General features: G+C 40.5%; 12 protein-coding genes. 2 read left to right on the top strand and 10 right to left on the bottom strand.

All coding sequences use genetic code 11. The features are described 5' to 3' along the window. Positions 1–35: 35 nt before the first annotated feature. Entirely contained in the window at positions 36–908 is an 873-nt protein-coding gene (locus tag GVX98_RS13900; RefSeq protein ID WP_004982088.1) for a MetQ/NlpA family ABC transporter substrate-binding protein, read from the bottom strand. Positions 909–1,588: 680 nt separating this feature from the next. After that, on the bottom strand, positions 1,589–2,479 hold the full coding sequence (locus tag GVX98_RS13895; protein ID WP_159128420.1) for a 3-hydroxyacyl-CoA dehydrogenase: 891 nt from the start codon (positions 2,477–2,479) through the stop codon (positions 1,589–1,591). 204 nt (positions 2,480–2,683) lie between these two features. On the opposite strand from GVX98_RS13895, the gene GVX98_RS13890 reads away from it, so the two are divergent. Further along, on the top strand, positions 2,684–3,772 hold the full coding sequence (locus tag GVX98_RS13890; protein ID WP_159128419.1) for an AraC family transcriptional regulator: 1,089 nt from the start codon (positions 2,684–2,686) through the stop codon (positions 3,770–3,772). A gap of 40 nt (positions 3,773–3,812) precedes the next feature. Here GVX98_RS13890 and purD read toward each other — a convergent pair whose 3' ends face one another. From purD to GVX98_RS13850, 8 genes are all read right to left on the bottom strand, one after another. After that, positions 3,813–5,096, bottom strand: a complete 1,284-nt coding sequence (purD, locus tag GVX98_RS13885) for a phosphoribosylamine--glycine ligase (RefSeq protein ID WP_159128418.1) — start codon at positions 5,094–5,096, stop codon at positions 3,813–3,815. Between the two features lie 149 nt (positions 5,097–5,245). Next, positions 5,246–6,820: a bifunctional phosphoribosylaminoimidazolecarboxamide formyltransferase/IMP cyclohydrolase gene (gene purH / locus GVX98_RS13880; protein ID WP_004982079.1), complete on the bottom strand. Its 1,575-nt coding sequence runs from the start codon at positions 6,818–6,820 to the stop codon at positions 5,246–5,248. A gap of 90 nt (positions 6,821–6,910) precedes the next feature. Next, positions 6,911–7,180, bottom strand: a complete 270-nt coding sequence (fis, locus tag GVX98_RS13875) for a DNA-binding transcriptional regulator Fis (protein ID WP_001086304.1) — start codon at positions 7,178–7,180, stop codon at positions 6,911–6,913. A 380-nt stretch (positions 7,181–7,560) separates the two neighbouring features. Beyond that, complete coding sequence (locus GVX98_RS13870; RefSeq protein WP_004982077.1) at positions 7,561–8,460, bottom strand: DUF3426 domain-containing protein; 900 nt, start codon at positions 8,458–8,460, stop codon at positions 7,561–7,563. Between the two features lie 18 nt (positions 8,461–8,478). Next, a complete protein-coding gene (prmA, locus tag GVX98_RS13865; RefSeq protein WP_004696394.1) occupies positions 8,479–9,381 on the bottom strand; it encodes a 50S ribosomal protein L11 methyltransferase in 903 nt (300 codons plus the stop codon). A gap of 114 nt (positions 9,382–9,495) precedes the next feature. Beyond that, positions 9,496–10,377 carry a bile acid:sodium symporter family protein gene (locus GVX98_RS13860; protein WP_004982075.1) on the bottom strand — a complete coding sequence of 294 codons (882 nt, stop codon included), beginning with the start codon at positions 10,375–10,377 and terminating at the stop codon, positions 9,496–9,498. Positions 10,378–10,421: 44 nt separating this feature from the next. Continuing rightward, positions 10,422–11,309 (bottom strand): bile acid:sodium symporter family protein, encoded by an 888-nt coding sequence (locus GVX98_RS13855; protein ID WP_159128417.1) that lies wholly within the window; start codon positions 11,307–11,309, stop codon positions 10,422–10,424. A gap of 138 nt (positions 11,310–11,447) precedes the next feature. Next, a complete protein-coding gene (locus tag GVX98_RS13850) occupies positions 11,448–11,798 on the bottom strand; it encodes a hypothetical protein (protein WP_159128416.1) in 351 nt (116 codons plus the stop codon). Between the two features lie 253 nt (positions 11,799–12,051). On the opposite strand from GVX98_RS13850, the gene mnmG reads away from it, so the two are divergent. Beyond that, a complete protein-coding gene (mnmG, locus tag GVX98_RS13845) occupies positions 12,052–13,932 on the top strand; it encodes a tRNA uridine-5-carboxymethylaminomethyl(34) synthesis enzyme MnmG (RefSeq protein ID WP_159128415.1) in 1,881 nt (626 codons plus the stop codon). The last annotated feature ends 65 nt before the right edge of the window (positions 13,933–13,997 follow it).

The following is a 13,997-nucleotide window of genomic DNA, read 5'->3' as shown; positions in this document are numbered from 1 at the left end:
GAGACTTTGCCTGTTTCGTTGATTTGATTATATTACTATTTAGCTTGAGTAAGGTAGCTTACTGGCTTGTTCACATCAATTTTTGTGCCGCCAAAATGTTCTTGAACATATTTGCCTACTGCAGCGACATGGTAAAGCTCACCGACTTTTTTCAGTACAGGGTCATTTTGACGCGCTTCAGCCACCGCAAGTACGTTCACATTCATTTTTGTGGTTTGATCGATTGGCTCATAGTAAATCGCATCTTTCAATACGTTTAGACCACCTTCCATTGCAAGGGTATTACCCAAAACAATTGCATCAACTTCGTCTTTCACACGTACAGCTGTTGCCATTTGAATAGGCTTGATGACGAGAGCTTTGTTGTTTTCAACGATGTCTTTCGAAGTGCCTTTCACGAAGTCAAAGTCATTTTTTAACTTCACTAGACCCGCAGATTGTAATAATAACAATGCACGTGATTCGTTCGCACCATCATTTGGAATCGCAATCGTTGCACCATTTTTAAATTCAGCCAGTGTTTTTACTTTGCTTGAATAGATGCCCATTGGCTCTAGGTAGGTCGTTGAAAGAGGGGCAATCTTCGCTGTGTTCGCTTCATTATATGCTACAAGGTAAGCATAAGATTGGAATGCGTTGACATCGACTTCATTGTTTGCAACAGCAGTGTTCATTGCAACATAGTCAGTGAAGTTTTTAATGTCTAACTTTAAGCCCGCTGCTTTAGTCTCTGGCAAAGTTGCAATGTGGCGCCAAATATCAGCATCAGAGCCAGTCGATGCGATGGTTACTGTTTGCTCAGCTGCTGCTGTATCTGTTTTAGCCGCATCTGTCGCAGGTGCTTCGGGTTTGCTACAACCCGTTAAAACAACAGATAAACCCAGCGCAATTCCTAGAATTTTTTTCATTTTTTCTTCCCGATTAAGCATCTAAACGAGGCTTAACTTAGCTGAACAATAGAGAGATCAATTGATTTTAAATCAGGCATACCTGATTTGATGCATATGACTGTAATGTGAGTTTTGCAAGTGTGCAATTCGATATCAGTCGAATATGTGCTTTCACTTTGGAAAAGATTAACTTTTTCAACTCACTAGAAACATCTCTGCTCAATCGTTAAATTTTGCACATCATATCAACAAAGTAATATTCGATATAGAGCATAAAAGTTCAATACTTATCTTATTTAAAGATTAGTGATTTGCATTTTGTTTGTAATTTTATAATGAAAACAATATATTATTTTTAATTAATCTATTTAAAAATAAGAATTTGCATAAATTTTGTGCTTTATAAGATTTTATCTAAACTAAATACAAAAAATAGATATAACTAATTTATCTAGCGAAATAGTCTATGGAAGAGAAGTAATCCTAAACAGTCAAAGACGCTTAGCTGCTCATTGAGCACAGCTAAAAGGAATGCCACAAGGTAAGCATAAGGGCTTTTATCGTAGATTGTGAAAACCGATGATCTATCTGTAATTTCTAAGTGTTATGGAATAATTAAAGCGATATAAAAATAATACCGCTTTAATTTGAGCTATGTACTGAAACATCAACGCTTGAGTTCACATTTCAAGATGCTATTACTTTAAAAAGTTAGCCGTTTCGTATGCAGGATTTGGGTAATTATAAAAACCTTTACCTGAAAACATACCTAAATAACCCGGTCGAATAAATTCTGCATCTAGCTTTTCTAAAAGTGGTGCCATATTTGGGTTGGTGTCGACATTTAATTTTGCAACATTGTAAACAGTGTTAATCCCAATAATATCTAAGATTGCAAATGGGCCTAGTGGTGAACCAAAAGATTTCATCCATGCTTTATCAATCATCTCAGGATCAGAAACTTCTTTCACCCAAAGCTCTGTTGCAGAAATTAAAAATGGAACTAGCATTGAGTTGAGAAGGTGACCAGGTTGTTCTTTATAAATTGGTAAAGCCAACATACCAATGGCTTTGGCAAACTCAACCAAATTATCGAACACTTTTTTATCCGTTTCAGCATGTCCCATAATTTCTGCCATGTTATTGACCCAGATTTTATTGGCAAAGTGTAGAACCACAAATTTTTCTGGTCGGCCAGTTAGGTCTTTGAACTGACTCGGGAGCATAGTCGATGTATTTGTTGCAAATATGGTTTTTTCAGGTGCAACTTGGCTGAGTTGCTTGTAAAACTCTGTTTTAATACCTACATCTTCAGGTACGGCTTCAATCACCAAATCAGCATCTTTTACAGCCTCTGCCAAATTTGAACAATAGCTGAGGTTATTAAATGTGTTGTCCAATTGCTCTTGAGTAGCATTCAAATCATGCTTATAACATTCGCTTAATTCAAAAAACTTAGCTTTTACTTTAGCTAGTACATCATCATTGATGTCATAAACCGAAACTTTAAAGCCATGAAATGCTGTTTGAAACGCGATTTGATAACCGAGTACACCACTGCCAGCGACAGTCACATTTTTAAAATTCATTCTATTTTCCTTGTTTTATCCTTGACTAAAAATGTAGCGTCCATATCCATGTGCTACATTTGTTCGCGCCATCGTTTTGTGTATTTGATGTGCAAAATCTATGAACAAATAAATTACTCATAGGGACTATTCTGCCGTGGCTTTTTTATGCTAACTTGACGTAATGAGTCAATTTTTTGACGTATTGAGACAAGGATTGTTGGAATGGATCAGGAAGATTCACTCGCAGTTGAGTACCCGAAAAATATCCATGAGGATATGGTGCATAGTTCAGGGCTACGTGGCTATTTAGAGGTAATGCAACAATTGGGCACCGACCCAATGCCGTTGTTGAGCAAGCATGGAATTCAACTTGCACAATTACAAGATGATAATGCATGGATTTCGCATACAGCACTAATCCAACTTTTAGAAGAAAGTGCGCAACAGGCCAACTGTGCAGATTTAGGTTTGCGGATCTCACAGTATCAAGATATTGGCATTTTGGGTGTACTTGGGCTGATCTTACAAAGTGCATCGACACTGCGTGAAGTGATTAAATACAGTTCAGATTTACTGTTTTTACATGGTTCTGCTTTACGTTTATATATCAATGACCGAATGAGTTCTGAGCTGTTTGGACCGCATGCAGATATTGTAGAGCTTATTTTTGATATTCAATTGAACGATGCTACAGATATTGTGAGTAAACGACAGGCCATGGATTTGGGGCTCGCTGTTTGTCATCGGGTGCTTCGTTATTTAAGTGGTGAGCAATATCAGCCGCTTAAGGTTGCATTACCCCATAGTCCCATAGCATCTTTAAATGTATATAAACGGTTTTTCCATACAGAAGTCGTGGCAGACCAACAACATGCGGCATTGTTTATACATAAAGATATGTTGAATATTACTATAGATAGTATCGACCATGGCTTACGTGAAATTGTAGACAGCTATTTGGAGCAGAGTTTTCGCAGTCACCGAGGCTCGTTTAGCGATCGTGTGCGACATGCGATACGCATTCATTTATCAGGTCCAAAAGCCAATAAAACAGATATTGCAAATATGCTTGCGATGCATCCTCGAAGCTTACAACGAAAATTAGATGAAGAGGGTACTAGCTTTGAGCAGATTCGAGATAAGCTCAGACAACAACTGTTGTTACAATATTTAGCAGACTCAAAAGCATCGATGAGTCAGATCGCTTCTGTACTGGGTTTTTCCGAGCAGTCCGCATTAAGCCGTGCCTGTAAGAATTGGTTTGGTGTAACACCGAGACAACTAAAAAAGCTTCGCAGCGGTTTGCAATAAAAAAACCCGCATTTAGCGGGTTTTTAAAGTATGAATGTTTTTAAGCATTTTCACGCGCAATAGCACGATAACCAATATCTGTACGGTATTGCATACCCGTAAATGTGACTTGACCACAAACCTCTAAAGCATTGACTTGCGCTTCAAGTACGGTATCACCAAGAGCTGTGACACATAAAACACGACCACCTGCAGTCAAGATGTGACCGTCGGCACTCATTGTTGTGCCCGCATGGAAGATTTTTGTGTTTTCAGGAGATTGGCCAAGACCAGAGATGACGTCACCTTGACGAACGGTTTCTGGGTAGCCTTCAGCTGCAAGAACAATACCAATTGATTTGCGTTCATCCCATTCAGCTTCTGCTGGAAGATTACCTGCAATACCAGCTTCAACCAGATCGATCAATGATGATTTTAAACGCATCATAATCGGCTGAGTTTCAGGGTCACCAAAACGACAGTTGAACTCGATCACTTTTGGTTGACCTTTGTCATCAATCATCAAGCCTGCGTATAAGAAACCTGTATAAATGTGACCGTCTTTTTTCATACCTTCAACGGTAGGACGCATCACTTCATTCATGGTTTTTTCAAATACATCTGCAGTCACCACAGGAGCAGGAGAGTAAGCACCCATACCACCCGTGTTTGGACCTTGGTCGCCTTCAAAAATACGCTTATGGTCTTGAGATGTTGCCATTGGTAAGATGTTGTCGCCATCAATCATACAAATGAAAGACGCTTCTTCACCAGCAAGGAATTCTTCGATCACAACACGAGAACCAGCATCACCAAACTTGTTGCCCGCCAACATGTCATCAATCGCATCAAAAGCTTCTTGATTAGTCATGGCTACAATTACGCCTTTACCCGCAGCAAGACCATCGGCCTTGATCACGATTGGCGCGCCATTTTTTTCAACAAATGCTTTCGCTGCATCGACTTCAGTAAATACATCGTAGAACGCAGTAGGAATGTTGTGGCGTTTTAAGAAGTGCTTAGCAAAAGCTTTTGAGCCTTCTAGCTGGGCAGCAAATTGAGTTGGGCCCCAAATTTGAAGCTCAGCCGCGCGACAAGCATCAACTACACCATTTACAAGCGGTGCTTCTGGACCCACAATAATCAAATCTACTGCATTATTTTTTGCAAAGTCGATAATTGCAGCATTGTCTAAAATGTTGAGAGCAACATTTTCACATTTGTCTTCTGTTGCAGTTCCTGCATTACCTGGTGCAACAAAAACTTTTGCAACTTTTTCATCTTGCGCGATTTTCCATGCCAACGCATGTTCACGACCGCCATTACCCAAAACTAAAATGTTCATCTAAAAATCCCTCAAAGAAAAGAATCCCTCCCGACCTCCCTTTAAAAAAGGGAGGGGATCACGCATGAAAACCAAGGTTTCTTACGTGAAAAGTCCCCCTTTTTACAAAGGGGGATTTAGGGGGATTAATAAATATGACTTCTAATCAATTAATGACGGAAGTGACGCATGCCAGTGAAGACCATTGCAATACCTGCTTCATCTGCAGCAGCAATGGTTTCTTCGTCACGCATAGAACCGCCCGGTTGGATAATACATTTAATACCTGCTTTTGCTGCATTATCAATACCATCGCGGAATGGGAAGAATGCATCAGATGCCATTACAGCACCTTCAACCACTAAGCCTGCGTGCTCCGCTTTAATGGCAGCAATACGCGCTGAGTTAACACGGCTCATTTGACCTGCGCCTACACCAATGGTTTGACGACCTTTAGCATAAACAATGGCATTTGATTTTACGTATTTCGCAACTTTCCATGCAAAGATCAAATCATCAATCTCAGCATCCGTTGGTGCGCGTTTCGTCACGACTTTTAGATCATCTTTGGTGATCATGCCTAAGTCTTGGTCTTGAACCAATAAACCGCCATTTACGCGTTTATAGTCAAGTTGTGGCGCACGCTCATCAAGTGCAGGTAATTCACCACAAATGAGAACACGAACATTTTTCTTCGCGCCAGTGACTTCAAGCACACCTTCAGCAATACTTGGTGCAATGATCACTTCAACGAATTGACGGTCAACAATTGCTTGTGCAGTTGCAACATCTAATTCACGGTTAAATGCGATGATGCCACCAAAAGCTGATTCAGGATCTGTCGCATAAGCCAAGTCATATGCCGCTTGAATGCCATCCAAAGACACCGCAACGCCACATGGGTTGGCATGTTTAACGATGACACAAGCAGGTTTTGCAAATGATTTCACACATTCAAGTGCGGCATCTGTATCTGCAATGTTGTTATAAGAAAGTTCTTTACCTTGAAGTTGTTTCGCTGTTGAAACAGAGGCTTCAGTTGCTGTGCTTTCTACATAGAATGCTGCTGACTGATGCGGGTTTTCACCATAACGCAAGTCTTGAGCTTTATTTAATTGTGTATTGAAGGTACGTGCAAACTTGTCTGCTTGACCTTCTTCCTTGCCTACGCGAGCGCCTAGGTAAGAAGCAATCATGCCGTCATATTGTGCTGTATGTTCAAATGCTTTAACGGCTAAGTCAAAACGAGTTTCGTAAGACAAAGCACCATTTGTTTTTAGTTCAGCAACAACAGTGTCATAGTCTGTAGCATTTACCACAATACCGACAGATGCATGGTTTTTCGCAGCAGCACGCACCATAGTTGGGCCGCCGATGTCGATATTTTCAATCGCATCAGCAAGTGAGCAGTTTGGTTTAGCTACAGTTGCAGCAAATGGATAAAGGTTTACAACGACAAGATCAATCACATCGATATTGTGTTCAGCCATCACAGCTTCGTCTAGACCGCGACGAGCTAAGATACCACCATGAATTTTCGGGTGTAGCGTTTTTACACGACCATCCATCATTTCTGGGAAACCAGTATGCTCTGAAACTTCGACTACAGCGATATTGTTGTCTTTTAACAACTTATATGTACCGCCAGTAGATAAAATTTCTACCCCTAGAGCAACAAGGTTTTGAGCGAACTCAACAATGCCAGTTTTATCGGAAACAGAGATTAAAGCGCGTTTAATGGTCATGATCTTCGTCACAGTTATCAAGAATTAAAACAAAAAGCCAAAAATAGCAGGTAAAAAAAATGCCCGCGGAAGCCGCAAGCATTTTATCATTTATTCACTCATTAAACCGTGAGCTTTTAACTTTTTACGTAAAGTTCCACGGTTAAGTCCTAGAATCTCCGCAGCACGTGTTTGGTTACCGCGGGTATATTCTAAAACTACAGATAGAAGAGGTTTCTCCATTTCTGCCAGCACCATGTCGTAGACCTGAGATGGTTGCTCGCCTTGCAGTTGTGCAAAATAGTGGCGAACTGCGCGATCTACGTGAATACGAAGAGCGACATCAGACTGTGCAGTAAAAATAGGAGATTTGCTATTCATGCGAAGTAATCCGAAAAATCTAAATATCACTTGGGTAAAGTGACATATATAAAGTGGTCTAAAATTAAAATGAACTTCGTTTTAGATCCTAAAACGACTAGTTCTAAAACTGTACATTTAGCATGCCACAATATCGCTAAGTTGGTCGAAATATAAGCGTAACAATAGTTAAATATTTGTTACCGACCTTTTTTAAACAAAAAAATCTGCTCAATACGCGATATTTCGATAACGCGCATTTTTGCTGATGTTCTATTTGTATTAAAAGACTGAGGAGATTGCAGCACTAAGCTTTTGTGGCGCGTATCATACCATTGTCTAAGAAAAAGTGAGCAAGAAAACTGCATTTTTTTTCACTTTTTTTACATTTTTTTTAAATTTTAGGGCTGGACTATTTCTAAACTGTAATGATTGAAGCTTTTACGGCTGACTGGCAGGCTAAATTTGAATTTGAACGGACTATTTTTAGGAATTCGTTTGATTCCAACCAGACTATCAATCAAATATTCATTTGCATGTAGTTGATAGGTTGAATCGACTTCACCATCCACTTTTAAAATGACCTTAAGATCTGGTAGCGGAAGACTGGTGTCATGATAATTGATCAGTTCACCTGAAAATTGAGTTTTCTGTGCGTCTACACGTTTTACTTTTAATTTATTAATGCTGATCAGACTATAACGTTCTTGTAGGCTGCTACAGTTCAGTACGAAACAAATTTTATTATAGGTTGCACCTAATGCGGGGCTGTTATTGAGGATATGTGGGTTAAACCATAAGTATTGGAAACACAATAAAGCCAATAAGCTGAAGTTAATCATACCCCAAAGCATATAGTACATCGGGCTTTTTTGCGGTTTCGCTGGATTGTTGTCTGCCAAATTCATGGCAGGATAGTTACCAATCGGGTCGGTACTAAAATAGTTTAAATTGTTTAAATAGGTTTTGAGGTCAATGTTGGAGTGCTCAACTTTCAGGTTGAAAATATCAAGCAAATTTGATGTCGACATTGAAAGCGCAGCAGATTGTGATAAATCAAAATGAATGCTGTCTACACGAGGAGAGGAAAATGCTGAATTTGAAGACAGGCTCTTGTCATTCTGATTCGACGATCTTTCCTCACCTGTGTCAAAAGTATGACCCGTGGTTAAATGCGAGAGCGCATTAAAGGTCATCGAACACTTTGGGCAACAAACCATACCTTGCGCAACAGTGAGTTGTGCAACACTTACTTTGTAGATGGTTAGGCATTTAGGGCAAGAGGTTTGTTTGTCGCTCATAGTGTATTAAGAGTTCATTTAAAGGGTGTGGCGTTTACCCGAGATTCGGCACCAGTTTTCATCACGTTTCTCGACCTCTAATATATCAAAAAACTCAGAATAAACACTAGAAACATCAGAAACTTGCTCTTCAATTACACCTGCAAGTGCGAACTCTCCCTCAGATTTGACTAAAGTTGCGAATTCCGGCGCTAACATCATAAGCGGGCCTGCCAAAATATTTGCAACAAAGACATCTGCTTTTTGGTCAGCCAGCTCTAAATTAAACTCATCTGGTAAGCCGACATAAAGGTTCTCAGCCACGCCATTGAGCGCCGCATTTTGTTCAGTGGCTAAAATTGCTTGAGGGTCAATGTCTGTGGCATAGACTTTTTTTGCACCTAGAAGTAGAGCAGCAACACCTAAAATACCTGAACCACAACCATAGTCGATCACGATTTTATCTTTAACATCAGTTTTACCTAACCACTGCAGGCAAAGAAAAGTAGATGCATGGTTCCCCGTACCAAACGCTAAGCCTGGATCAAGTTTAATGTTCACTGCATCTGGTTCTGGTGCTTCCATCCATTCAGGCACAATCCAGTATTTGTCAGCAATTTGAATTGGTTCGTAGGCATCCATCCAGGTGCGTTCCCATTCTTGGTCTTCAAGAAATTCGCTACGCATCGGTGCATCAGGCATTTGAGTGCGAATAAACGTTTCTAATGCATTGACATCAATTTCTTCATCGTCTTCTTGCGCATAAATACCTGTCACAATGACTTTATTCCAAAGTGGCGTTTCACCTGGAAGTGGTTCAAGTAAGTCTTGGTTTTCTGCATCATCTAATGTGACACTGACTGCACCCAAAGATTCTAAAAGGGTTTCAGTAAAATCGACTTGCGCTTGATCAACCGTAATATGAATTTGTAGCCACTTCACAGGAATAACCTAATATTTATGTATAAATAAATATTGTAGCGGAACGGGGGACAGTTCGACAGCATTCCTCAAAATAAAAAAGGATGCCGAAGCATCCTTAGACCTATATCAGTTCTAGGCTTGTTCTGTGCTGGTTTGAACCGATGGGGCATAACGGTTGAGTAATGTCCCAAAGATGGCAGCAAAGATATACATAAAAATAGAATAGACAGCTGCGGGCATGGCAATGGTGGTACTGGCCATCACGGTGAGTGCAATGGTCATGGCAAGGGTACTGTTATGAATGCCAATTTCAAAGGCACAGGCCCGAGCTTGAGCACTGTTGATCCCCAGTAGTCTCGGTACAAAATAACCAATCATTAAACTACAAATACAGAAAATGACTGTGGCTAAACCGACCTGAGTCAGATACTCCAGAATATGTGCGCGTTCTTTGGCTATTGCTCCAACAATGATTAAGACCAAAAATACAACAGAAAAAATACGTAATGGCTTATTCAGCTTCTTGGTAAAAGAGGGTGCATAGTGGCGAATCAACATACCAATACAGACAGGGATAAGAATAATTGAGAAAACTTGTAAGATTTTACTAAACTGCATACTGACGTGTTGTCCATCCTGCATAAAGTATTGAATGGCAAAGTTGACAATTAGCGGCAAGGTAAACGCTGCAATAACGGAGTTAATTGCGGTTAAGGTAATATTGAGCGCAATATCACCTTTGAACAAATAGCTAAATAAGTTTGCAGTACTGCCACCAGGAGAAGCGGCTAAGAGCATCAAGCCGACGGCAAGCAGTGGCGGTAAGTTGAGTACTATGCAAATTACAAAGGCAATCCCAACAAGAAGTACCAACTGACAAAATAAAGCAACCAATACTGCTTTGGGATGCTTGCTGACGCGTGCAAAATCCTTCGGGGTTAACTCTAAGCCCAAGCCAATCATGATGATGGCAAGAGCTAGGGGTAACATAATAGTTATAATTCCTGAATCCATAGGTGCATATTCTCCTTAAAATTATATAAATCATGACCGTGAACTTATTCAGCTACGGTCTCTTTCTTAAAAAATAAACTGTCATTTCTTCGCGAGATTAATAGGCCTAATAACGCAGCAAATACAAACATGAAAATAGAATAAATACCGGCAGGAATGGCCATGGCAGTGTTGCCTAAGACTGACAGGGCAACCGTAATGGCAAGTGCGGTGTTATGAATGGTGATCTCAAAGGAGCAAGTTAAGGCTTGCTTTTCTGGAATATTGGCAAGATGTGGCACAAAAAAACCAATAAACATGCTACAGAAGCAGAATAAGGCTACGGCAGGCCCAATCTCAAACACATATTCGACAAAATTATGTCGCTCTAAGTACAGTGCGAGAAAAAAGATAAAAAGAAGACAGCTTGCAGACAAAATACGCATTGGGCGGTTTAATCTGTCGGCAAGTTTTGGAAAGTAATAACGTAAAAACATGCCCATACTGACTGGAAGTAGAGTGATGAAAAATACCTTCATCATTTTCATGGCGGGCATGTCAACAGGTTGTGATGTTTGCAGAAAGTACATCAGTGAAAAATTAATAATAAAAGGCAGGGTTAGTGTTGAAATGATGGAGTTCGTGGCTGTAAGAGTAATGTTGAGCGCAACATCACCTTTAAATAAATAGGTCAATAGGTTTGACGTTGGCCCACCTGGTGAAGCTGCAACGAGCATCAAACCAATCGCGAAAATAGGCGCTAAATTTAAAAACTGGCAAATGAGGAACGCAATGCCCACCAGCAGTACCAACTGTGAAAATAACGCGATGAAAATGACTTTAGGGTGCAGGGTGAGGCGATAAAAATCGGCTGGGCGTAGGTGTAAACCAAGACCCATCATCATCAATGCCAAAGTCAAAGGCAAAAAAACTGTAAACAATTCCGAATCCATGGAATACCTTTTTTATTCGTTTTTATCTTTTGTGTTTTTTGAGTGTATACAGAATTCAATAATTTACAAGGTAGAAAAAAGGGTAAAAAATGGACTATTTTTTACCCTCAATACAGCATGAAATTTAAGTTGTTTTGATTACATTCTTGGTTTAGGTGCTACAAAACCAAGGGCACATTTGCCTTTGATTTCTTTACCTTCGATATTGATTGATGTCGCATTAGAGTCACCTTGACAAATACTGGTTAACTCAGCTTCATCACCATGAATATTGGCATTTTTTGAGCTTGGGAAAAATTGGGTTTCACAGGTACCATTCCAAATAATGCCTCTATAGGCAAAACTAACCGCTGTTCCTTGTGACTTACCTTTACAGACTTGTTGATAACGTTGACTGTCATAAACCTTTTCAACTTTGTCGTTGGCTGATACAAAAGGCGAAAAAAATAAACCGCAGAGAATGGATGAAAAAAGAATTTTCTTATTCATAATGCTTACCTTTGGTTGTTGTTTGATCAACTTATAGGATAAAAAATGATCAAATTAATACAAGGCTTTTCAGGTAACAAAACGCATCCTTTGTTGAGTTTTTGCTACTGCTCTGCAAGTAAAATTACATAAACCTAGCGCTGGCGCAGTAAGCACAGCACCGCATATACAATAAATTCCACGGAATCTGTCAACTTACAATCGAAAATTTGCTATAATCTTTCGTTATCATTTTTTAATCTCCTTTACCACTATGCATTATCCTAAAGTTTACGATGTCATTGTTATCGGCGGCGGTCACGCAGGTACAGAAGCAGCATTGGCTGCGGCACGTATGGGGCGACAGACTTTACTCTTAACTCATAATATTGAGACTTTAGGGCAGATGAGCTGTAATCCAGCAATTGGTGGTATTGGTAAATCGCATTTGGTGCGTGAAATTGATGCCTTGGGCGGTGCAATGGCATTGGCTGCCGATAAAGGTGGTATTCAGTTCCGTATCCTAAACTCACGTAAAGGTGCAGCCGTTCGTGCAACACGTGCACAGGCAGACCGTATTCGCTATAAAGCCGCGATTCGTGACACTTTAGAAAACCAAACAAATCTCGATATTTTCCAACAAGCCGCAGACGACCTGATTGTTGAGGGTGATACTGTCAAGGGCGTTGTAACTCAAACGGGTATTCGCTTTGATGCGAAAACAGTTGTACTCACCGCAGGGACGTTCTTGGGTGGTGTAATCCACGTTGGTCTTGAAAAATCAAGTGGCGGCCGTGCAGGTGATCCACCTTCAATTTCACTGGCACACCGTTTACGTGAATTGAATTTGCCAGTCGGTCGTTTAAAGACAGGTACGCCACCACGTATTGATGCGCGTTCGGTTGATTTTTCTGTGATGATTCCACAGCCGGGTGACTTCCCATCACCGACCATGTCATTCATGGGTGATGCGTCTATGCACCCTGAACAAGTGAATTGTTATATCACACATACCAATGAAAAAACCCATGACATCATCCGTGGTGGTTTAGATCGTTCTCCGATGTACACTGGTGTTATTGAAGGTGTGGGGCCACGTTACTGCCCATCCATTGAAGACAAAATTCACCGTTTTGCCGATAAAGACTCACACCAAGTATTCTTAGAGCCTGAAGGTCTAGATACACATGAGCTTTATCCAAATGGTATTTCAACGTCACTTCCGTTTGATGTGCAGTTTGAGTTGGTTCGTTCAATTCGCGGAATGGAAAATGCGCACATTTTACGTCCGGGTTATGCCATAGAATACGATTATTTCAACCCGCAAGCGTTGAAGTTTACTTTAGAAACCAAAGCCATCAATAACTTGTACTTTGCCGGCCAAATCAATGGTACGACAGGTTATGAAGAAGCGGGTGCACAAGGTTTACTTGCAGGCTTAAACGCTGCGCGTCGTGCGTGGGATCAAGAACAATGGACACCAAAACGTGATGAAGCCTATATGGGCGTATTGGTAGATGACTTGATTACGCTCGGTACGAAAGAACCGTACCGTATGTTTACTTCACGTGCCGAATATCGCTTAATGTTGCGTGAAGACAATGCGGATCAGCGCTTAACGCCAGTTGGCCGTGAAATGGGCTTGGTGGATGACGAGCGTTGGGCTGCTTACTGTGAAAAAATGGAAGCCGTTGAACAAGAAACAGGCCGTTTACAACACCTTTGGGCGGCACCAAACAACCCAATGGGCAAAAAGTTTGTCGAAATGACTGGCGCAGATTTGTCGAAAGAGTGTTCTGCGATTGATTTGTTAAAACGTCCGAATATTTCATTTGCTCAAATTGCGGAGCTCACAGGTTCTGAAGTCTCTGCACAAGTGGGCGATCAAATTGAAATTGCGGTGAAATATGCAGGTTATATTAACCGTCAGCATGAAGACGTCGCGCAAATGAAGCGTTTGGAAGAAACTAAAATTCCTGCCGATTTTAATTATGATGTGGTTTCAGGTTTATCTCGTGAAATTACTTTAAAATTGAAAGATGTACGTCCTGAGACATTAGCTCAAGCAAATCGTATTCCGGGGGTAACACCTGCAGCAGTGCAATTAATCATGATTACGATCCGTAAAAATGCACAAGCGAAAAAATCTGCTTAATCTTTGAAAGTTATTGAAAAAGTCCGCTTTATGCGGGCTTTTTTTTGGGTAAAATCTGTGCAGGG

The organism is Acinetobacter sp. 8I-beige, from assembly GCF_902505955.1.
Taxonomy (GTDB): Bacteria; Pseudomonadota; Gammaproteobacteria; order Pseudomonadales; family Moraxellaceae; genus Acinetobacter; species Acinetobacter johnsonii.
This window is presented reverse-complemented; position numbering and strand designations above follow the sequence as displayed.

Coding starts and splice junctions, on each gene's coding strand:
- GVX98_RS13900 (WP_004982088.1), bottom strand. CDS start 908: ATGAAAAAAATTCTAGGAATTGCGCTGGGTTTATCTGTTGTTTTAACG.
- GVX98_RS13895 (WP_159128420.1), bottom strand. CDS start 2,479: ATGAATTTTAAAAATGTGACTGTCGCTGGCAGTGGTGTACTCGGTTAT.
- GVX98_RS13890 (WP_159128419.1), top strand. CDS start 2,684: ATGGATCAGGAAGATTCACTCGCAGTTGAGTACCCGAAAAATATCCAT.
- purD (WP_159128418.1), bottom strand. CDS start 5,096: ATGAACATTTTAGTTTTGGGTAATGGCGGTCGTGAACATGCGTTGGCA.
- purH (WP_004982079.1), bottom strand. CDS start 6,820: ATGACCATTAAACGCGCTTTAATCTCTGTTTCCGATAAAACTGGCATT.
- fis (WP_001086304.1), bottom strand. CDS start 7,180: ATGAATAGCAAATCTCCTATTTTTACTGCACAGTCTGATGTCGCTCTT.
- GVX98_RS13870 (WP_004982077.1), bottom strand. CDS start 8,460: ATGAGCGACAAACAAACCTCTTGCCCTAAATGCCTAACCATCTACAAA.
- GVX98_RS13860 (WP_004982075.1), bottom strand. CDS start 10,377: ATGGATTCAGGAATTATAACTATTATGTTACCCCTAGCTCTTGCCATC.
- GVX98_RS13855 (WP_159128417.1), bottom strand. CDS start 11,309: ATGGATTCGGAATTGTTTACAGTTTTTTTGCCTTTGACTTTGGCATTG.
- GVX98_RS13850 (WP_159128416.1), bottom strand. CDS start 11,798: ATGAATAAGAAAATTCTTTTTTCATCCATTCTCTGCGGTTTATTTTTT.
- mnmG (WP_159128415.1), top strand. CDS start 12,052: ATGCATTATCCTAAAGTTTACGATGTCATTGTTATCGGCGGCGGTCAC.